The 21,116-nt window shown below is 38.8% G+C and carries 19 protein-coding genes; 7 read left to right on the top strand and 12 right to left on the bottom strand.

Annotated elements, in window-relative coordinates; all coding sequences use genetic code 11:
- Window positions 1–333: 333 nt before the first annotated feature.
- A complete protein-coding gene (gene tnpA / locus ADICYQ_RS19700; protein ID WP_040417169.1) occupies window positions 334–783 on the bottom strand; it encodes an IS200/IS605 family transposase in 450 nt (149 codons plus the stop codon).
- A 1,101-nt stretch (window positions 784–1,884) separates the two neighbouring features.
- Entirely contained in the window at window positions 1,885–2,118 is a 234-nt protein-coding gene (locus tag ADICYQ_RS19695; RefSeq protein WP_020889739.1) for a DUF2905 domain-containing protein, read from the bottom strand.
- A gap of 12 nt (window positions 2,119–2,130) precedes the next feature.
- On the opposite strand from ADICYQ_RS19695, the gene ADICYQ_RS19690 reads away from it, so the two are divergent.
- A complete protein-coding gene (locus tag ADICYQ_RS19690) occupies window positions 2,131–2,844 on the top strand; it encodes an SAM-dependent methyltransferase (protein ID WP_020889738.1) in 714 nt (237 codons plus the stop codon).
- A gap of 196 nt (window positions 2,845–3,040) precedes the next feature.
- On the opposite strand, the gene ADICYQ_RS19685 is transcribed toward ADICYQ_RS19690, so the two are convergent.
- Window positions 3,041–4,204 (bottom strand): DUF4934 domain-containing protein, encoded by a 1,164-nt coding sequence (locus ADICYQ_RS19685; RefSeq protein ID WP_020889737.1) that lies wholly within the window; start codon window positions 4,202–4,204, stop codon window positions 3,041–3,043.
- Window positions 4,201–5,337 carry a DUF4934 domain-containing protein gene (locus ADICYQ_RS19680; RefSeq protein ID WP_020889736.1) on the bottom strand — a complete coding sequence of 379 codons (1,137 nt, stop codon included), beginning with the start codon at window positions 5,335–5,337 and terminating at the stop codon, window positions 4,201–4,203. Before ADICYQ_RS19680 ends, ADICYQ_RS19685 begins: the two co-directional genes overlap by 4 nt.
- 580 nt (window positions 5,338–5,917) lie before the next feature.
- On the opposite strand from ADICYQ_RS19680, the gene ADICYQ_RS19675 reads away from it, so the two are divergent.
- Genes ADICYQ_RS19675 through ADICYQ_RS19665 form a run of 3 tightly spaced genes read left to right on the top strand, consistent with a single transcriptional unit; the run spans window position 5,918 to window position 8,613 of the window.
- On the top strand, window positions 5,918–6,655 hold the full coding sequence (locus tag ADICYQ_RS19675; protein ID WP_020889735.1) for a (Fe-S)-binding protein: 738 nt from the start codon (window positions 5,918–5,920) through the stop codon (window positions 6,653–6,655).
- 3 nt (window positions 6,656–6,658) lie between these two features.
- Window positions 6,659–8,035, top strand: coding sequence for a lactate utilization protein B (locus ADICYQ_RS19670; protein ID WP_020889734.1), 1,377 nt, complete (start codon window positions 6,659–6,661; stop codon window positions 8,033–8,035).
- On the top strand, window positions 8,032–8,613 hold the full coding sequence (locus ADICYQ_RS19665) for a LutC/YkgG family protein (protein WP_020889733.1): 582 nt from the start codon (window positions 8,032–8,034) through the stop codon (window positions 8,611–8,613). Before ADICYQ_RS19670 ends, ADICYQ_RS19665 begins: the two co-directional genes overlap by 4 nt.
- 112 nt (window positions 8,614–8,725) lie before the next feature.
- Here ADICYQ_RS19665 and ADICYQ_RS19660 read toward each other — a convergent pair whose 3' ends face one another.
- The 5 genes from ADICYQ_RS19660 to ADICYQ_RS19640 form a co-directional block, all read right to left on the bottom strand.
- Window positions 8,726–10,270, bottom strand: coding sequence for an arylsulfatase (locus ADICYQ_RS19660; RefSeq protein ID WP_020889732.1), 1,545 nt, complete (start codon window positions 10,268–10,270; stop codon window positions 8,726–8,728).
- A 504-nt stretch (window positions 10,271–10,774) separates the two neighbouring features.
- A complete protein-coding gene (locus tag ADICYQ_RS19655) occupies window positions 10,775–11,731 on the bottom strand; it encodes a sugar phosphate isomerase/epimerase family protein (protein WP_020889731.1) in 957 nt (318 codons plus the stop codon).
- Window positions 11,732–11,796: 65 nt separating this feature from the next.
- Complete coding sequence (locus ADICYQ_RS19650) at window positions 11,797–12,402, bottom strand: pyridoxamine 5'-phosphate oxidase family protein (RefSeq protein WP_020889730.1); 606 nt, start codon at window positions 12,400–12,402, stop codon at window positions 11,797–11,799.
- A gap of 8 nt (window positions 12,403–12,410) precedes the next feature.
- A complete protein-coding gene (locus ADICYQ_RS19645; protein ID WP_040417168.1) occupies window positions 12,411–14,336 on the bottom strand; it encodes a heavy metal translocating P-type ATPase in 1,926 nt (641 codons plus the stop codon).
- A gap of 106 nt (window positions 14,337–14,442) precedes the next feature.
- Window positions 14,443–15,090, bottom strand: coding sequence for a glycosyltransferase family 2 protein (locus ADICYQ_RS19640; protein WP_020889728.1), 648 nt, complete (start codon window positions 15,088–15,090; stop codon window positions 14,443–14,445).
- A 449-nt stretch (window positions 15,091–15,539) separates the two neighbouring features.
- Here ADICYQ_RS19640 and ADICYQ_RS26270 point away from each other — a divergent pair, with 449 nt between their 5' ends.
- Complete coding sequence (locus tag ADICYQ_RS26270) at window positions 15,540–16,652, top strand: GAF domain-containing protein (RefSeq protein WP_051160295.1); 1,113 nt, start codon at window positions 15,540–15,542, stop codon at window positions 16,650–16,652.
- A 91-nt stretch (window positions 16,653–16,743) separates the two neighbouring features.
- Here ADICYQ_RS26270 and ADICYQ_RS19630 read toward each other — a convergent pair whose 3' ends face one another.
- Both ADICYQ_RS19630 and ADICYQ_RS19625 read right to left on the bottom strand, forming a co-directional pair.
- Window positions 16,744–17,373 (bottom strand): peroxiredoxin, encoded by a 630-nt coding sequence (locus ADICYQ_RS19630; protein WP_020889726.1) that lies wholly within the window; start codon window positions 17,371–17,373, stop codon window positions 16,744–16,746.
- Window positions 17,374–17,422: 49 nt separating this feature from the next.
- Window positions 17,423–17,842 (bottom strand): Fur family transcriptional regulator, encoded by a 420-nt coding sequence (locus ADICYQ_RS19625; protein ID WP_020889725.1) that lies wholly within the window; start codon window positions 17,840–17,842, stop codon window positions 17,423–17,425.
- 162 nt (window positions 17,843–18,004) lie between these two features.
- Here ADICYQ_RS19625 and ADICYQ_RS19620 point away from each other — a divergent pair, with 162 nt between their 5' ends.
- Window positions 18,005–18,535, top strand: a complete 531-nt coding sequence (locus ADICYQ_RS19620; protein ID WP_020889724.1) for a low molecular weight protein-tyrosine-phosphatase — start codon at window positions 18,005–18,007, stop codon at window positions 18,533–18,535.
- Window positions 18,536–18,749: 214 nt separating this feature from the next.
- Here the strand turns inward: ADICYQ_RS19620 and ADICYQ_RS19615 are convergent, their stop codons facing one another.
- Entirely contained in the window at window positions 18,750–20,021 is a 1,272-nt protein-coding gene (locus tag ADICYQ_RS19615; RefSeq protein ID WP_020889723.1) for an aspartate kinase, read from the bottom strand.
- 56 nt (window positions 20,022–20,077) lie between these two features.
- On the opposite strand from ADICYQ_RS19615, the gene fbp reads away from it, so the two are divergent.
- The gene (fbp, locus tag ADICYQ_RS19610) at window positions 20,078–21,094 is read left to right on the top strand and encodes a class 1 fructose-bisphosphatase (protein ID WP_020889722.1); all 1,017 of its coding nucleotides are present in this window, start codon (window positions 20,078–20,080) and stop codon (window positions 21,092–21,094) included.
- Window positions 21,095–21,116: the final 22 nt, after the last annotated feature.

Here is a 21,116-nt window from a genome sequence, read left to right as displayed (position 1 = left end):
GTTTCCAAAAAAGCTTTGGGTATACTTAAAATTTACGAATATTTTTCCCTTAATAGTAGATGTTCAACCCGCTTACGGGGGTTGAGAATAAAGATGGTTCGGCCTTTCCACGGGTTCTCACCCGTGGTTATTGTTGGTGAAGCCCTTCAGGCTTCCTACGATTCATTCATATTTCTTTCCTTAGATCAAGCTTAACAGAAAGTAGAAAATAAAGCTTTACCTTTTCCCAGGCCTGAAGGGCCTGAACAATAATAACCGTGAGTTTTACTCACGGACAGGTAACTACTACCTTATACCCCAACCCCGAATGGGGTTGAACAATACAATACCGTACTACCCTAAAAGATATCGCTCATCAAACTCAATTCCGTTTTCTTTAAGCAAACGCTTGTATTCATCCACGAAAGACTCCTTTTGGTGATGACTTTTTTGGTTTTTGATATAGGAGATTATTTGGTCCTTTTCTCGAAAAGAGCAAGTGAACGATCCATATCCTTTTCCCCAGGATTCCCATAATGGAAAGTTTTTCTGTTCCTTCATCCACATGCTACTAGCAACTTTAACACTTTTAATAAAATTTGACAAGGATGTTGTGGGGTTTAAATCATTCAAAAGATGTATATGGTTACCTATCCCATTTATCTGATAAAGCGTACAATCATTATTCTTTATAACTCCCCATATATATTTATAGAGGGCTTCGCAATGGTCGTCTGGAATGGTTAGTTTTTTATCCTTAGTGCTTATTACCGAATGGTAAAGAATTTGCCTATAACTGCTCATCACAATAAGATTTTGGATATTCTCAAATTTACGAAATTTTTTCCTAAATAGTAGATATTCAACCCACTCCGGGGTTGTAAAAAAAACTGATTATCCTGTCCACGGGTAAAACCCGTGGCTATTATTATTGAAGCCCTTCAGGCTTCTTTCGTTTCTTTCTAATTTTCTACCTTATGGCTGAACTCAACAGAAAGTAAAAAATATAGTTTCACCTATTCCCAGGCCTGAAGGGCCTGAACTATAATAACCATGAGTTTTACTCACGGACACGTAACTACCATTATATACCTCAAGCCTGGATGAGAATGAACCTGAGCTTGATAAATGAGAAAACATTATGCTTCTAAAAGAATTTTATGTTTAATTAAAGATATAAAGTTTTTCATAACTAGTAGATATTCAACCCACTCCGGGGTTGTAAAAAAAACTGATTATCCTGTCCACGGGTAAAACCCGTGGCTATTATTATTGAAGCCCTTCAGGCTTCTTTCGTTTCTTTCTAATTTTCTACCTTATGGCTGAACTCAACAGAAAGTAAAAATATAGTTTCACCTATTCCCAGGCCTGAAGGGCCTGAACTATAATAACCATGAGTTTTACTCACGGACACGTAACTACCAATTTATATCCCAACCCTGGATAGGGTTGAACATCAGCAAGATAATTTAACTATTACTATGCATTAAATAGGGTTTAGCGTATACCTAAAACTACAGGAAAAATTCCTTAGCAGTAATGTTCAACCTACTAAGGGGTTGAGAAAAAAACTAACCCGTCCTGTCCACGGGTTTTCACCCAATGTTATTGTTGGTGAAGCCCTGCAGGCATCTTTCGGTTACTCCTTAATTACCAATACCGCATCAACCTGACAAAAAGTGGAAAGGAACGAATTGTCGTGACCCAGGCCTGAAGGGCCTGAACAATAATAACCGTGAGTTTTACTCACGGACAGGTAAATACCACAATTTACCTCAACCCCGGATGGGGTTGAACAAAACCCAAGTTTGCTAGCGAAAAATGATAATAGGAGTAAAATTTATCACTTAATGCTTTCAATCAAAAACCATCCTTTTTAGCTTTATAGCAGAGCTCCCAACTACCTTAACCCCCAAATTTCCTCCACAAATACAGCAATAAAGTCAACAACAAACTGAGCAGTATGCTGGTGCCCAAGGGAAAATAAAAGGTAAAATTTTCTTTTTTAAACACCATATCACCGGGCAAACCCTTAAAACCCGGAAATTTAGGCAGGAACCAGAGCAGCAATCCCGCAATCAGTAAGAGCAGTCCAATAAAAATAAGTACTTTTGCTAAAGAAGGCAATCCATTTTCCATAATCCAAAAATAATGAAAGCTAAGGGAATATTATACCTGATACCTAATGTATTGGTGCTTGAAACAGGCCAGGACATCATGGCACCCGTGGTCAAAAACGTAATTGCAGCAACTTCCCATTACCTGGTGGAAGATTTTAGAACAGCTCGCAGGTATATCAGTAGCCTCAAACTAGGGGTCAACCTGGAAGAGGTGCACCTGGAAAAACTGGATAAGAAAACACCAGAACTACAGTTAAAGAAATTGCTTGCTCCTTTATTAAAGGGACATGATGTGGGCATCCTTTCTGAAGCAGGCTGCCCTGGGATCGCTGACCCTGGCGCTAATGCAGTGGCATTGGCACATAAACTAGGGATTAAAGTGGTTCCATTGCCAGGACCTTCCTCCATGTTTATGGCTTTGATGGGTTCCGGTTTTAATGGACAGTCCTTTACTTTCAATGGCTACTTGCCCATCGATCGAAAAGACAGGGTACAAGCGATCAAAGAACTGGAAGCCAAATCGATCCGGGAAAACACCACTCAAATGTTTATGGAAACGCCTTTCAGAAACAATCGGATGATCGAAGATTTATTGGCTAACCTGAGCAGCAATACTTTGCTATGTATTGCAAGCAATATTACGGGTACTGATGAAATGATCCTAACAAAAAAAGTCGCGGACTGGCGCAAAAAACATCCGGACCTTCATAAAATTCCAGCCGTTTTTCTGATCCATCATTCTTAAAGAAACCGACAATTGAATTTTGTCAGGATGGATTCATAAAAGGGGCAGCAACAGCTCGAAAATTTGATTTGTTCAAAACCCCCTGTCTCAACATGGGGTTTTGAATTTTTAGGCTAATCCAAATTCTTTTTCTCGAAATAGGTACAAATTTAAATCATAAGCTTGTGATCTAGATTAGGAGATACTTACACTCTTTTTACTCCTCCTTTAGCCTGTATTTGACCACAATGGGATTTCCGGCATCCAAATATTCGGTATTCACCTTGGGGTTTTGTTTTATAAGCTCATCCCGAAGCTCTTCTGAAAGCTTGGTCCAGTCTTCATAGTTCAGGTAACCAAAAAACCAATTCTCAGCTCCATAGAGAGGACCTTGTAAATTTAAATTTCCCTGCCAATTTTCTACCAATGGAAAATGAAATAGTGCCCCAGTGCTTTTTTTAAAATAGGAGACATAAGTTTGATCTTCAGAATTGGCATAGCCGGCTTTACTCCTGGTCCATTGAAAGCTCAGGTATTCCTCATTTTCAACAAGATTTGCAGCATTGAAAACATATGGATTTTCCATAATATATTTCCGCATGTCCATTAAAGGCAGTTTCTTAACTTTTTCATCGAGACGATCTGCACCAAAATTCAAGATAAATTCAGCCTCAATTCCTTTTTCCGAGATGTTATAAATAGTATCCGTCCAGGCATGGAGAAACCTAACATTGCCATTATGACCAGAAAATTCTATAGGGATTTGGTAAGCATCTGTACTTCCAATATCCGACACTCCTTGAATAGAAAAGGTGGAATCCCTATTGTCAGAAACCCTGATAAAGTCCGTTTCCTCCGACCCAAAAGACCTACCATCCATATGATAAGCGGTAAGGTCTTGATCGATTGGGAAAAAATTGACAATCTGTTCCTCAAACGGGACTGGTTTTTCGTTCTTAAAGTTTCCTTTCAAATCGAATACAAGGATTTTCCTTTGAATGACATCTAAAATCTGGATCGATTCATTGAACAGGTTTAAATCAAATGGTTTGGAAAATTTCCCCTCGCCTTCACCAATATTGTTTATTTTAAACAGGAATTTTCCGACAGTGGAGAAACAAAAAACACTTTTTGTAATCTCCTTGTCAAGTAGAAATATTTTATCCTTTTCCACAATCATTTTGTCAATTGCACCAACCAATGACAAATCATTTGATTCCAGGGGTATAAGCTCGGATTTACTAAAATCATAAGCCGGTTGAATTTCCTCCATTGCAATGCTCAGCTCCAACGGATTTGTCTCAATTTCTTCCTTAACCGACTCCTTACAGGAAACGACTAAGAGTGAAACGCTAAAAGCAATAAATAATGTCCTTTTCATAAATGCTCTTTTAATGCTACATGCAATATAACAGGATAATCAAAATCTCCTTCCGGCAATCCATCTACAGAGAATGTTTCAGGGTATTCCTTGGCATGCTTTTCTAAAATAGATCGGTAAGTTACAAAAAGCACTTGTTCCTCTTTATTGATACCGATAGGGTAAAAGAATACCATATCATCGTCTCTATCTGCTTTTAGTTTGTAAATATCTTTGTCCTTTTTGAACAAAATGTGCTTGGACATAGACATTCCTTTTTGTGCTACAATGTCTATCACCATCAAATTTCCTTGTTGGAAAACACCCTTAAAAGTGGCAAAACCATTTTCATTGATCTCCCCGAAACTATCCATTAGATCAACCTCCCAAAAATTAGACGGTAAGTCATAAATGCCAAAGTTAGCATGGAGTACTTGGGTAAGGCTATCGGTCTGAAACAAGTATAAATTTGGGTTGAATATTTCCAGCATAAAAACTCCCTTATCAGATGGGAAAAAGTTTCGTTCAGTCATGGGAAGCATTTGGTTTTCATAATCGTTTTTCAAATATCGGTGCTGAATATTCCCTTCAGCATCTGTTTGAATCACCCTATGCGTTACAAATGGTAGATTATACCCTCCTTGAAATAGAAAACCTCCCCCCTCTAATCTAATAAAAGAATTCGCACTATAAGCCAATTCAAATGCTTCACTTAAATTTCCATCCTTTGAAATTTTGTATACATTGGCTTTGTCTGCAATAGGTGAAAGCACCAACACTTCCTCTGCTTTTCCAAACTCAAAGTCTCTCAGAGATCGGATGGTTCCAGGACCTTCACCTACCTCGGCAATAGCACTAAGATAACTTCCTTTCCGGTCAAATAAGTGTAGCTTATTCGTTTTGTTTTCATCCATTACTGCTATGAGATTTTCAGAAAACTTTACCCTCAGGTCCATACCCATAAGGTTGTCTTCCGTTGTTTCCAGCCGAATCATTTCCTTTACCGTAAAATCCTGAAAAGAAAGTGTGGGATAATCGTCGGGCGCAATTGAAACATTAATTGTCTTTTCTTCTGTAGCTGGACCTGAACAAGCCACAAAAAAAAGAAAGACCAGCATTTCTATTGACAATAAAATTAGATTGGGTTTTTTCATGTGTTTGGGTTTTTATATAGACCTATGGAAACAATTACCCTGACTTTTACACTACTTGAAAACCCTCAACCTACTAATAATTATTGCCCATTGCGGATAAATCAAAGAGACTAATCTCCCTGAATTCACTGTAAATGAGAAAGTCAGGATTAAATATATATAATTAAAAGTATAGTTACAAGTGCACGTCTATTATTATAGGTTAGGATGTATTTGGCCCATTAAATAGGTAGTGAGAAAAAATGTCGGATTAACAATAGGTATTTATAATACCCTTTACGGGACTTTGATGAGGGAGAACGCAAGGAATAATTCAAAGCTATCAGCACAGTGCAGGATGGAAGTGGAAGGATTACTAGGTAAGTTTATTGTTAAATGTAAGTTTAGGTTCAACCCAATACCGTTGAAGACTTGTCTTTCAATAGACAGAATTTATCCTTGACTTGAAAAAATTAATAGGATGTCCCTACCATATTTCGGGTTGAACCAATGGGACTAAACCTTTTGATGCTTATATTTATAAAATGGAGCCAACAAAGACTCCTTGTATTTTGTTACTTATCCAAGAATAACCGCATTGATGAAAGTTGGATTATTTATACCTTGTTACGTTGATCAATTTTACCCTCAGGTAGCCATTGCCAGCCTTGAGCTTTTAGAAAGCGCTGGTGTTGACGTGGATTATCCCCTTAAACAAACCTGTTGTGGCCAACCCATGGCCAACTCAGGTTACCAGGAATATGGAGAGGGTCCCGCTGCTTTGTTTCGAGAAAATTTTAGTGAATTTGATTATGTCGTTTGCCCTTCGGGCAGCTGTACTTTACATACCAAAGACCATATTTATTCGGGTAAAGAAAATGAACCAAAGGTTTATGAGCTTTGTGAGTTTCTTACCGATGTATTGAAAATAAAGGAACTGACAGCAGATTTCCCCTTTAAAGTGGGCATACATGCGAGTTGTCATGGGCTTAGGGGTCTCAATTTGGCAAAACCTTCAGAGCTTATGGGTGTTGAATTTAATAAACCCAAGCAATTACTGGAAATGGTCAATGGCATTGAACTCATAGAACTTACCAGAAAAGATGAGTGCTGTGGTTTTGGTGGCACATTTGCCGTACTTGAAGAGGCCGTTTCGGTAGGTATGGGCAAAGACCGTATCAAAGACCATGAGGAACATGGTGTTCAGGTGATCACTGGGGCAGACATGTCCTGTTTAATGCATTTGGAGGGAATCCTTCGACGAGACAAAAGTCCTATTAAGGTCATGCACATTGCAGAGATCCTGAATGCGAAGGTATCGAAAACCCAAAACCAGTAGAAAATGAAAGCGACACCAACCCACGCGGCTGCGGCCGAAGAATTTCTTAAGGACGAGGAACGTAGCCATTGGCATGATGATACCCTATGGCATGTCCGTAGCAAAAGAGATGTAGCGGCACAAAAGATTCCTGAATGGGAAAGTTTACGAACCACTGCCTCTCAGATCAAGGACAATGTACTTTCCAATCTCGATCAATTGCTCCTTCAGTTTGAAAAAAATGCCATAGAAAATGGTATAGAAGTGCTCTGGGCAAAAGATGCGGATGAACATAACCAGCATGTATTGCGGATATTGGAGGAAAATCAGGTGAAAAATCTGGTCAAAAGTAAATCTATTCTGACAGAGGAATGTGGTCTCAATCATTTCCTGGAAGACAAAGGCTATGATGTAGTAGACACAGACCTTGGAGAAAGAATCATACAATTCAACAAGCAGGTACCAAGTCACATAGTGATGCCTGCAATTCACCTTAAGAAAAAAGAAATCGGAGACATTTTCCACGAACATCTGGGAACAGATGCCGGTGCAGATGATCCAGCCTACCTTACCGAAGCAGCTAGACAACATTTAAGGCAAAAATTTATTCAAGCCAAAGCAGCCATCACAGGCGTAAACTTTGGAATTGCTGAGACTGGAGGATTTGTGGTTTGCACCAATGAGGGAAATGCAGACATGGGAACCCACCTGGCAGATTTGCACATAGCCTGTATGGGGATAGAAAAACTCATTCCTCGCGCAGCAGATCTTGGTGTATTTCTTCGGCTCCTGGCCAGAAGTGCCACAGGGCAAAGCATTACGAACTATACCTCTCATTTCCACCGTCCAAGACCAGGAAAAAAAATGTACCTGATCTTGGTGGACAACGGCAGAACCAATCAATTGGGCAGAGAGGATTTCAGAAACTCCCTTAAATGCATCCGCTGTGGCGCATGTATGAATACCTGCCCTATTTACCGTAGAAGCAGTGGATTTAGCTATGGTTCCACGGTTCCGGGACCTATCGGTTCCATCTTGTCTCCCGGTATGGACCTGAAAAAACACAGCTCCTTACCATTTGCCTCCACACTTTGCGGATCCTGTACAGATGTGTGTCCGGTAAAAATTAATATTCACGAACAACTGTACAAATGGCGACAGGTAATTACCAAAGAAGGGCCATCCCAACCTTCTAAGAAATGGGCCATGCGTTTTGGTGGCAATGTGATGTCCAAGCCAAAACTTTTTGACATGATGGGCAACCTGGCTAGAAAATCGCTATCGATTAGTCCTCGAGGTTTTGTTTACAATAGCTTTAATGCATGGGGTAAACACAGAGAATTACCAGAAGTACCCAAGGAAAGTTTTAAGGAATGGTACCGAAAAAACAGGAAGCAATGAACAGTAGTAAAGAAGCCATAATAGCGGCTATAAAAAAGAACAAACCCGATTTGCTTCCTCTACCGGAGCATCCGGAATATCCTTATGAAGACAACCTGATCGAACAATTTCAGTCCAGCATAAAGCTGAATGGCGGAACAGCCAGAACGGGAGAAGGAAAAGCAGCCATACAAACGTATCTTCAAGAAAACTTCACCGCAGACAAACAGGTATTGTCTTTAGTAGATGGAATCACTGGGAACTTTGATGTCAAGAATGTCCAAGATCCACATGAATTGGAACATATAGAAGTGGCCATCCTGGAGGGTGATTGGGGAGTAGTAGAAAATGCAGCAATTTGGCTTCCTGAGGACAAAATTGCTCATCGGGCTTTGCCGTTTATTGCCCAGCATTTAATCGTCTTACTGAAAATCGATAAATTGCTTGGAAACATGCATGAAGTGTATCAAAAGATAAATGTAGCCGACTCAGGTTACGGTGTCTTTGTGGCCGGCCCTTCCAAGACTGCTGATATTGAACAATCATTGATTATTGGCGCCCATGGGCCAAGAAGTATGGTGGTTTTTTTGATGGAGTAATTTTATCTCTGATCGAAAAACAATAAGTGCATTCACCATTAGAATTTGTCAGCCCTGTTGCCTTTAAATGCATCAGGGCTTCTTTTATTTTATAGCAACCAAAAATCCACGGTTAAGGGAGGTCATTGCCGGATGCTACTGGGCTTGAAGCATAGCTCATAGCCAATTCATTGACTTTTTCTGGCATGTTAGCGGCCAAATTCACCAGTTCAGATGGGTCAGTAGCCATGTTGTACAATTCCCATTCTCCTCCATTCATTCGGACAATTTTATAGTCACCACTTCTAAACATTCTGAATTTATCCATTCCTGAGATAAAGAATTCAGGCTCTCTGCGCTGCTCTCCCATGAAAACCGGCAGTAATGAACTACCATGCAACGGTAAAGTCGCATGCCCTTGGATTGAATCGGGATATTGTATATTTAACAGGTCCAAAAAGGTCGGCGCAATGTCCACCACATGCCCAACCTGTTCAGTGATGGTATTGGGCGCAATCTTACCTGGCCAGAAAGCGATAAACGGCGTATGGCTTCCTCCTTCAAGCCCTGACTGTTTGTGTTGACGGAATGGTGTATTTCCCAACATGGCCCAATTCGTTCGCAAACTCCAGTAAGAATCCGCAGGACCTGGCTCCTTATTGGGAATTTTATTGGTATAAAACGGGCAGGATCCATTGTCATTGAGGTACATGATGATGGTATTTTCCAGCTTTCCGTTGTCTTCCAGCTTCTTCAAAACCCGACCAATATTCTGATCCATTCGGTCAATTATGGCTGCAAAAACAGCCATTTCCAAGTCTAGAGAATCCTTTTTTTCGGCAGACAGGCTATCCCATGCATAATAATCAGTATAGTCTTCTAAAAATGGTCCCCGAGACTTATTTAGGTTATTTTCCGGTGGGCTTAATTTTGCCCCCTGTGGGAACACACCCATTTCTTCCATTCTATCAAACCGTTCTTGACGGAGCACATCCCAGCCTTTCAGGTATTTTCCCCTGTATTTTTCAATGTCCTCAGGTCTTGCCTGGAGGGGATAGTGAGCGGCATGGTATGGTAAATAGAGAAAGAATGGATCTTCCTTTTGAAAGGTTTCATCCAGCCATTTCAAAGCGTAATCCGTGATGAAATCAGTTTTGTACATTGGCGATTTTTCATGTTCAATTTCATCTGCCGACAGTTCTTTACCTTCAAGGTAAAAAGGCCTTTCGAACGCTCCCGATGGAGGTAAAAAGTATTCTGTTGTGGCCCAGAAATAAAAGGAATGATCAAATACATTTTCAGCTTTACAATATTCGGGCACCCAAGAATCAAAATGCTCTTTTCCGCTCATAATGTTGGTATAGCCTGCTTGTTTGGTCAGGTTGCCTATATGCACCGCTCCTTCCCCTCCGCTGTACAGGCCTGTAAGCATGGTTGATCTGGTAGGGTTGCATTTGGCCATGTTGTAAAAAGTCGTAAACTTTAAACCTCCATCTGCCAGGCGGTTAATATTAGGTGTTTCAATTTCTCCTCCATAAGCGCCAATATCAGAATAGCCAATATCATCCCCCATTATCAATACAATGTTTGGTAAAGGTGCTTTTTGTTCAGCACATGAGCAGATTATTGCTGTGAATAGTATATAAAATAAGCGCTTTTGGGTCATGTTTTTTTTCATTTATAATTTTCTTGTATCAAAGAAAATAGGCATAATACTGTTCCTAAAACATTCAACAGATATTTCAGTATTAAAAATCATATAAAAATGTCATTTGACAAAACATACTACTATCAAACCACTGTATTTAATGCATATTATAATCATATTTCATTAAATAGACAAAATATATTCTAATATAGAAGCGTAGTAATATTGTTTATAAACGTGTTCATGGCATTAGGGGCCCGATTAATCCTAATAAGAGCTGAGATCGACCTAAGCTCATAAAAAAAATCTTCATCGGAGGATTAATAGGGCTTTTATTGAAGATCGCTGTAAAAACTCCAGTTAAGGTAGATTACCACAGCCTTTTCTAGCTTAGTACCCTATAAAAAGTACTTTGTGAGGTTTTTTTGCTCTACCTCAGGTAAAAGGAACAGCTATAGCCATAAAAAAATCCCCTGATTTCTGGAATCAGAGGATTATAATTATCCATCAAATTATTTGATGCGGTTCAAAGTTTTAAACTGAAAAAGAACCTCTTAGCGCTTTCTCGGTCGCCTCAAGTTGTTCACGTATTTCTACAATGCTTTCCCAAATACGCCCTTGTTCTCCATGCTCAATACCACAATATCCATGGTAACCCGCTTTAAGAACGATTGACATCATTTTTTCATAATCCAACGGAGATTGGTTGCCTTTTCCATCCCAAACAGTAGGTTTCACACTTACTCCCTTGGCATAAGGCATCAATTGTTTTACACCTTTATAGGAATCGTAAGAAAGGGTTTTTTCTCCTTCTTCCCTATACATCAAGAAGTTACCAAAATCTGGTAAGGTTCCTGCTCTTGGGTGATCTGCTGCTTTCATTACACCAGTAAGCCACTTGGCATTGCTGGAAAAACCACCATGATTCTCAATCATTACATTTATACCCATTGTGTCTGCAAATTCACAAAGGTTTCGCAAGCCATCGCCCACAAGTTTCATGGATTCTGCAAAGTCTTTCTTATCAGCACTGTACCTGGCGAAAGAGTATCCATTTACCCTAATTGAGTGGCATCCAAGAAATTTAGCCGCTTCTACCCATTTTTTATGGTTTTCAACAGTTTCCATTCTTTCAGAGGCATCCCTTGCTCCTAATTTTCCTTCATTGTCACACATAATCAGTACAGAAGTGACGCCTTCGCCTTCTGCCCGGGTTTTCATTTCTCTCAGATAACTTGTGTCCTTGGCTTTGTCCATAAAAAACTGGTTCACATATTCTACTGCAGAAATACCGTGTTTCTTTGCGAGGATGGCAAAATCCAAATTGTCCATTTGCTTAGAAAAAAGCAATCTGTTGACAGACCATTGGGCCAATGAAATTTTGAACAATTCCTCACGGGGCGCCAATGAAAAAGCCTGCCCTCCAAGGCCTAAACCTAAAAAGGCTGTAGCCAATCCGGTCTTTTTGATAAAGTCTCTTCTGTTATGCATGGAAATAAAATTTTTAGAAAATGTTATTGCTGGATTTAATCCAATGAAGATAGCAATTTTATTCTTTATGCCCAACGGGCAATATAAATGGTCAAAATGTCAAGGGACCAACCAAGCTGGAATCCAGTTATTTTTACTTTATCAAAAGCGATCCTTAAATGACCTCTTCTATCAAGTTGCAAGCATTCAATTTGATCAGGTAAAATTGATATCACTGAAAAATTCTTGCTTTGGAAATCACTTTTCTGCTCCCAGCCTTCTTCTGGTCGGGAAACCGTAGTTTTAGGTGCCAAAATAGACTGATAGCCTTTTTGGGCATCTTTTTGGATACTCTTCCAATGTTCTTTGTGGATTTCAGTATTGGAAACAATGTTAGCTTTCCCGTTAATTTTAACTTGACAGCGTTCTTCTGCATGGTAAAAGAGCAGGGAAACATTGGGGTTTTTGTTTATTTGAGCTATTTTTTCACTTCGACTATCGGTATAAATAAACAATTGTAAGGCCGCATTTACTTCACGAAGAACCACATACCTACTGTCTGGCTGATCCCCATCGAGGGTACAAAGGTTTACAAAATGAAAAGGGTGTTTAGGATCAGAAGCTCCCAGATGCAGGTGATTTTTAATAATTGACCAGACTTCCTTTTGAGAAGATGAAGCAGTGAAAAGCATGCTGTTTGTTATTTGAATAAATAATTGATTCTAATTGCATTCAGAATGGCAAGTAAAGCCACACCAACGTCAGCAAATACGGCTTCCCACATTCCGGCCATCCCTGCTGCTCCTAAAGCCAATACCAGAAATTTCACAGCAAAGGCAAGGCTTATATTTTGCCAAACGATTCTTTTGGTTGCCTTTCCTATTCTAAAAGCCAAAGCTACTTTGGAAGGATGATCTGTTTGAATAATTACATCCGCTGTCTCTATGGCCAGATCACTTCCCATTCCCCCCATTCCAATTCCTACATCCGCTGCAGCAATGGAAGGAGCATCATTTATCCCATCTCCGACAAAAGCAATCACATTGCTCGGGTCTTCCTTCAACGTTTCAATTATGGCAAGCTTTTCCTCTGGTAGCATTCCGCCGATGGCTTCATCGGCTTTTAGTTCCTTACCTAAGGCTTCGACAACCTCCACTTTATCCCCTGAAAGAATCATTAAGCGTTTAATTCCAAGTTTTCTAAGTGAGGTAAAGGCTTCTTTTGCATCCGGTTTAATCATATCAGCCAAGACAAAAAAGCCACAAAACACCCCATCAATTGCACAATAAATGATGGTTTTATTGGGATAAGTCTCTTTTGGTAAACCCTGTATTTTATGACCTTCCATTAGCAGCCTATTCCCAGCAAGCACCCTCCTATTTTTTACCTCTCCCGTTAATCCCTTACCAGGTATTTCTTTTAGTGAAATCACAGGACTTGGTTCCACTGATGCATGTTTCACTATGGCTTTTCCAATGGGATGATTGGTATTGGCTTCCAGAGAAGCAGCCAAATGTTGCCATTCCGGATTAGCATTTGGCATCGTTTCCACTTTTTCGACAGCAAAAACCCCTTTGGTTAAAGTCCCTGTTTTGTCAAATACGACTGTATTAATGGTGGTGATAAGGTCTAGAAAATTAGAACCCTTAAACAAAATCCCTTTTCTTGATGCTGCTCCTATTCCTCCAAAATATCCCAAGGGAATGGAGATGACTAAGGCGCATGGACAGGAAATAACCAAAAACACCAAAGCCCTGTACAACCATTCACTAAAGGAGTAATCTGTTACAATAAAATAAGGAAGTATAACCAAGGCCAGGGCCAAATAAGTAACAATCGGTGTATATACCTTAGCAAATTTTCGAATAAATTTTTCTGTTTTAGCTTTCTTGGCCGTGGCCTCCTGAACGGTTAAAATGATCTTTTGTAGGGAACTCTCCGCGAATGGCCTCAATACACGTAAGGTAATCAAGTCCTGAATGTTTACCATCCCTGCCAAGACCTCCTCTCCCTCACTGATTTCTGCTGGCATACTCTCCCCTGAAATGGCAGCCGTATTAAACGTTCCGCTTTCACTTAAAAGTATTGCATCCAAAGGCACCTTTTCTCCAGCCCTTACTTCTATAATTTCTCCGGTATCCACAGACTCTGGTTTGACCAAAGTCGAGGCCTCATCTCTAATCACTCGTGCACTATCGGGTCTAATATCCAGTAGGGCTTGAATATTGCCTTTGGCTTTACTGACAGCACGGTCTTGAAGCAGTTCTCCGATCGTGTAAAAAAGCATAACAACCACTGCCTCTGGATATTCACCAATAGCGAAAGCCCCAATGGTAGCAATACCCATCAGGAAAAATTCCGTAAACACATCCCCTTGTCGGATCAATTTCCATGCTGTGCGTAACACTGGAAAGCCTACAAAATAATAGGCCAAAAGGTAAACGAAGAGCCAGCCATTAATTCCAATAATTTGGAAAGGCAGCATGCTCTCTCCAGAAATGGCTATAATTAAAAGAATAAAACTAAATAAACTAAGTATCCATGGTGAATCAAAAAAAGTGTTTTTTGATGACTGAGAATGATTATGCATTTCGCAACATGAGTTCTCTTCTGTATTAGATGCCATTGTTCTATTGTTCGATTTTTTCGAAGGTACGGTTATAATGCATGCCTTTTATTTGCAAACTTTTACTGAATTGTATGGAGCTGGTACACAATTGGTGCCACCATAGCTAATCCGTTGCATACTTTGATTTTATTTTTTCACAAGTGCTTTCAGGATTATTTCTATAGTAAACATAGGTCCTGAGATCCACCTTACCCACCGTATATAATTCCTTTGCCTGTTCATAGAATGCTGCATCGGCCCCATAACCATCTTTGAACTTGATTTTTTTAAATACTTTTCTTTTACCAAACAGGGTAGCAAAAAGAATACAATCATCCACGTGGATGGTTTTTTTCCAATCATACCTGTCTCTTACAAAAAAATCTTCGGGCTTATTTGTCACTGTGAAAGTTTTCGAAGCAATAAGATCATAAGATTTCATCTGATCGATACAAGATTCAATGTGATTAGGAAGATATTCATCATCAGCATCTAGTATAGCAATGTACTTACCTTCACTCCAAAGCACAGCTTTATTTATGGCTTGAGACTGACCTTCGTTGATTTTCCTTATATAGGTCAACTTGGTTTCATGAAGCCGGCAAAAGTCAATCAATTTATTTTCTGGGTCATTGTGAGAACCATCATCTACAAGAACAATATCAAAATCCTGAAAGCTTTGGTTGAGCACAGAGTTTATTGCCCTTTCCAACTTATAAAAAGGAGTGTTGTAACTGGAAATTAATACAGAAACTTGAGGTTTTGGGCACATGATGTTTAAAATTAAGCATCTATTCCAACAATAACCTATAAAAGAATATTATTTCAGCTATAACCGTTGTGAAACATTTAATTTTCTAACCAAATTAGGATGGCAGGTTCACTAACGATTTGAATTTTTGAGCTAATGCTGTTTACTATATTTTGAATCTTAAGCCAGGGTTAATACCCTAAAGATATGAAAACTAATTATCGACATTTTACTATGAAACAATTAGTTATAATTGTATATTCATTGATGGTAAAACGTTGATAAAGTAATATTTACGAGTGATTTGATTCATTTCTTTGAATTTTAAAATCAGAATTATATATTGTAAATATCGAAGGATCCGAAACCAAAGAAGTATTAAGCAATCTCCTTTCAATATTTATTTTTTAACTTTTATCATTAGATGTTTCCTTAAGTAATTTATAACCAGCTTCTTCAAAAGATTAAAAATGGCAGATGAAACGGCAAGACTAAAAGAACTTAGATCATACCATATTATGGGTTCTCCTCCAGAAAAGGAACTAGATGAATTAGCTAAAATTGCCTCTTTGATTTGTAATGTTCCCATTTCTTTAATCACAATTATCGATAAGGACCGCCAATGGCTTATGGTGAATTCGGGATTGGGCATTAGTGAAACCAAACGTAAAGATTCTTTTTGTCAACATGCCTTGCATAAGCCTAAAGAAGTATTGGTGGTACGGGATTCAACTAAAGATTTACGCTTTAAGAACAATCCTTTTGTAATTGGTGAACCAAAAATACGCTTCTATGCGGGCGCACCACTAGAGACTCCTAATGGCAATGTCTTGGGCACCTTATGTGTGCTTGATAATCGGCCAAGAAGTATCTCTTCCAACCATAAGAAGGCCTTGCAAATATTGGCCAAAAAAGCAATGGATTACCTCAATACCCGCAAATTACTTTTAGAACAAAACAGTAAAATAGAAACCAATATATCTGAACTTAAAAAGTTAACAGACAATGTTCCAGGTGGTATTTTTCAACTAAAAATGGATCCAAATGGTGAGTTGAATTTCGAGTTTTTAAGCAGTGGAATGAAGGCTCTTCACCCAACCATCAACTTTGAAGAATGGGCAAAATCTCCTGAATTGGGTTTTTCATTGATTCATCCCGACGACATAGGGCCTTTTCAAAAAAGTCTTAGTGATTCTTTATTGTCCCTAACTCCATTCTGTATTGAGTATCGGGTAAAGGTAAAAAATGAGTACAACTGGCACTATATAAGTGCAAAACCACAAAAGATGCCTGATGGGTCTGTCTTACTGTATGGTTCTTTTCAAAATATCAATAACCGTATCGAATTTGGAAATGCCTTAGAACAAATTTCCTTTGACATTTCGCATGTCTTGAGGAAACCTGTAACAAGTCTTCTAGGTTTGACACAATTGTTGGAAGACGGTAAAGCCATTAACAAATCAGAACTTATGGAGTACGTTGGCTATATTAAATCAGTGTCCATAGAATTGGATCAGTTTACACGTGACCTGGACAAAATTTACAGAGAGAAAAGGAAAAAATTCAACAGCAAAAAAAATTAAGCAGGCGATTAATGATAAAGGTAAACTGAATTGGACATAAAAAAACCCTACCGAATGGCAGGGTTTTCTATTTTAAGAAGCATTTTAATGCTTAATTTTTTGATAAATAAGAAGCTACTCCTTCTCTAGTTGCACTCATTGCTTCTTTTCCTTCTTCCCAGTTTGCAGGACAAACTTCACCGAATTTCTCTACGTGTCTTAATGCATCGATTAAACGCAACATTTCGTCGATATTCCTTCCTAATGGAAGATCGTTTACAGTTTCATGTCTGATTGTTCCTTCTTTATCGATAAGGAATGTAGCCCTATAAGCAACAGGAAGTCCTTGGTAGTTAAGTTCTCCTTCTTCGTTATAGTTCCAGTCTCCTGCCAATACGCCAAAATTATGCGCTACTGTTTTTACTGGGTCAGCTATGATTGGATAAGTTACGCCTTGAATTCCACCTTCTGCTTTTGGTAAATTCAACCAAGCAAGATGAGATTCCTCTGTATCGCAAGATGCGCCTACAACTGCAACTCCTCTTTTTTCGAATTCTGCTAACTTCTCCTGGAATGCAAGAATTTCAGTAGGACAAACAAAAGTGAAATCTTTAGGGTAGAAAAAGAAAATAACATCTTTTTTACCTAGATATTGCTCCAAAGAGAAATTTTCTACAATTTCTTCTCCATCAATTACTGCAGGTACGTTAAATAAAGGTGCTTTTTTTCCAACTAATGACATAAGTTAATTTTTAATTGTTTATAGATATATTAATGATATAAATAGAAATTTATTTCGTTTTTCCTTTTATTACCAACGATACTTCTTCAACTTCAAATCCTTCGATTTGGTTCTCTTTAAAGAAATTATTTAATAATTGCTCCAAATCAGGGTTCTTATAATCTCGAATATTGCTGCTTTCGTTGCAATAAAGGTGACTATGGGTGTCCATTACCGGGTCAAAACGCATCAAGCCTAAATCATCTCTAAATTTTTGCAAAATACCCGCATTGACAAAGCTCTCCAAGGTTTTGTAAACAGTACCCTTAGAGATACTAGGATTTTCCTCGGTGATTTGATTATAGACCATATCAGCTGTTGGGTGATCCTGAGAATCACACAGTGAACGGTAGATAACCAAACGCTGATGCGTAAATTTCATCCCTTTAGAAGTGATCTTTTCCTTTAGCTTTTCAACATTCATTTTCATATAAGAATCATTCCTGTTTAGGATTCATTCTGCAAATGTAGGTAATAATTTGCAAAATTCATATGGATAGTTCTTTCATTTCTGTAAATTAACCATTTATTAATCTAACCTTTATAATAATATGCTGCTCGAAGTGGCTAAAAGACAGAAAGTGATCGTTTTATGGTAAAAGTGTTGTTTGTATGCTTAGGAAATATTTGCCGCTCTCCAATAGCTGAAGCGCTTTTCAATCATAAAATTAAGCAAAAGAATTATCAGGACCACTTTAGCTGTGACAGCTGTGGAACTTCTGAATACCACATTGGGGAGTTGCCCGATGAAAGGGCCATCGCCTGTGCCAATAGAAACGGTATTAAGATGAATCACCGTGGAAGACAACTTAACAGAACAGACTTTAGGGATTTTGATTATCTCATAGTAATGGATAAGTCTAATTTGGAAAACGTTAAAAAATCTGCTGAACAGCACAAAGCAGTTCCGAAAAACCTTTTATTGATGCGTACTTTTCAGAAGGATCCGGAATTCATGGAAGTTCCAGACCCTTATTATGGCGGTGTAGACGGATTTCAAAAAGTGTATGACATTCTTGATAGTTCCTTGGATGGATTGATAGAAGAGCTTGAAAAGAAACAACAGCTACTAGAAAAAAATAATACCTGCATTGCCCATATGGTTTTATCAACCTTCCCCTGAAACAGGTAATAGCCTTGATAAATCAACTCCTAAGAAATACTTTAAAGTCCATTTGAGAAATTCCACCTAACTGATACTAGTTTGAAGGGGTTTTATTGGTGAAATTAATCTTTCAGATTTTCTTACCTACCACACATAAAAGGATCATGCACGCTTAAGCCTGTTTTCAGGTAGCTAGGCTCAACCAAGACTTATAGAAAATTTCATTGCTTGGTTATTCTTTTTCAAACAACCATTGAATCAGGTCTGGGCTTTTTTGCTCAAGGACAAGCTCCATTTCCATCTTGCGGTAATGATCAATTTCCACAGAAGTAGGGTTTTTTACAGTGACCAGCCTCAAGTTGTTTTTTATACTTACACGAAACACATCTCTAAATGCTTTGTTAATTTGTTCCTCATCTATAGGTAGGGCATCTATGACAATATTTATATGGGCAGCAGCACCTTGAATCAATTGAATATCAGCATTCAGTTTTTCGGCCACATCATAGATATAGTCAAAATGAAACCCTCCAAACATCGATAAATCCCTAATCCTCAATTCTATCAGACTTAGTTTATGCTTAATGATGGTTATAGGAATTCTCGGCGCCTGACCAAAGGCTCCTATGATCGTTCCAGCCAAAGAAGGATTTAGGAATGATTTTACATGGAGAGAAATCCCATGTTTACTAAGTGGTTTTATTGTTTTAGGGTGAATAACACTGGCACCATAATAGGTCATTTCAGCAGCTTCTTCGAAATCAAGGTATTCAAATTTGACCGCATCAGGAAAAATATCAGGATCTCCGTTTAGAATTCCTGCTACGTCTTTCCAAATAGTGACAGAGGAGGCGCCAAGACTTACTCCCATAATAGCTGCTGTGAAATCTGACCCCTCCCTACCTAAGGTAGTAGTATTGCCTTGAAGATCCCTACCGATAAAGCCTTGGGTAACCACAGGAAAGGTATCCAACATAGGAATCAGGATTTTACGGCAATGCTGCATGGTCAAAGCCCAATCAACTCTCGCCATTTTAGCACGTGAGTCGGTACTTACAAGCTCTCTGGCATCCTGCCATAAGCAAGGGCAACCCTTCAGGCAAAGGTATTCCTGAAATATCCTTGTAGAAATCAACTCCCCATAACCGATAATTTGATCATAAAAAAAAGCTTGATTTTCTTTTATAGCGCTATTTTCAAGGGATCTCCTCAATTGAGCAAAATGATTTTCCACCCTGGTGAAAATTGGATGACCTTCCTCAAATAGTCCTTTACAAAGGTCAAGGTGATAATCCAATAGTTCAAATAAGGGTACATCAAAATCCTTATTATCAAATGATAAGGAAATAAGGTGCTCCAATTTGTCGGTAGTCTTCCCTGCGGCCGAAACCACTATTACCAGGTTATTTGCCCAATGATTTTTGAGTAATTGAGCAATTCTTTGAATGGCTTTTGCATCTTTTATAGAGGCCCCACCGAACTTATATACCAAAGGTTGTGTCATGAAAATATAGAATGGAAAAAGTACTTTTTTAACTATAATCTATTAACTTCAAAGATATGAAGACACAGCCTTACAAACAAGATACCCAAAACCTCGCTTATAATGTTGGGGTTACTCTTGATCGTTTTATTAAAAGCAAACAGGAAGATTTTCCTTTTGCTTCTGGGGAACTTTCCCAAATTTTGCGTGATATTGCCTTAGCAGCAAAAATTGTTTCACGGGAAATAAGTAGGGCTGGCCTATCAGATGTTACTGGAGCTTTTGGTAATATCAACGTTCAAGGAGAAGAGCAACAAAAACTTGATGTAATTGCAGATATTCGGTTTACCAGAGCCCTTACCAAAGGTGGTGAAGTCTGCGCCATAGTATCAGAAGAAGAAGACCTTGTCATTGATTTACAAAACAGCAAGGGCAAATATGTAGTGGCAATAGACCCACTTGACGGCTCTTCTAATATTGATGTGAATGTGTCCATAGGTACCGTTTTTTCAATCTACCGCAGGGTTACACCTGCAGGTTCTCCTATCAAGGAGGTTGACGTTTTGCAAAAAGGTAGCGAACAAGTAGCTGCAGGGTATGTACTTTACGGTTCTTCCACCATGCTTGTTTACTCCACCGGACGGGGAGCCAATGGGTTCACTTACGAGCGGTCTTTGGGAGAATTTTTTCTTTCCCATCCTGACATGAAAATGCCCGAAGATGGAAATATCTTTACAATGAATGAGGGGCTTACTCCACTTATAAACCCAAATATTCTCTCCTATCTAGAAAGTTGCAAACGGGAGGGGGCTTCAGCGAGGTACATTGGAAGTCTGGTAGCAGATTTTCACAGAAACTTACTTAAAGGTGGGATTTACCTATATCCTGCAACAAGTCAGGCTACCAAAGGAAAAATAAGGTTGATTTATGAAGCAAATGCCCTTGCTTTTATCGCTGAACAAGTGGGTGGAATGGCATCTGACGGAAAAAATAGAATTTTAGACATCCAGCCGGAAAGCCTGCATCAACGCACACCTTTCTTTATTGGCTCTACGAACATGGTTAAAAAGCTGAAAAAAGTTTTGAATGGTTAATACTTGATGAAAGCCCTATAAT

Origin of the sequence: Cyclobacterium qasimii M12-11B (assembly GCF_000427295.1) — a bacterium.
Lineage (GTDB): Bacteria > Bacteroidota > Bacteroidia > Cytophagales > Cyclobacteriaceae > Cyclobacterium > Cyclobacterium qasimii.
This window is presented reverse-complemented; position numbering and strand designations above follow the sequence as displayed.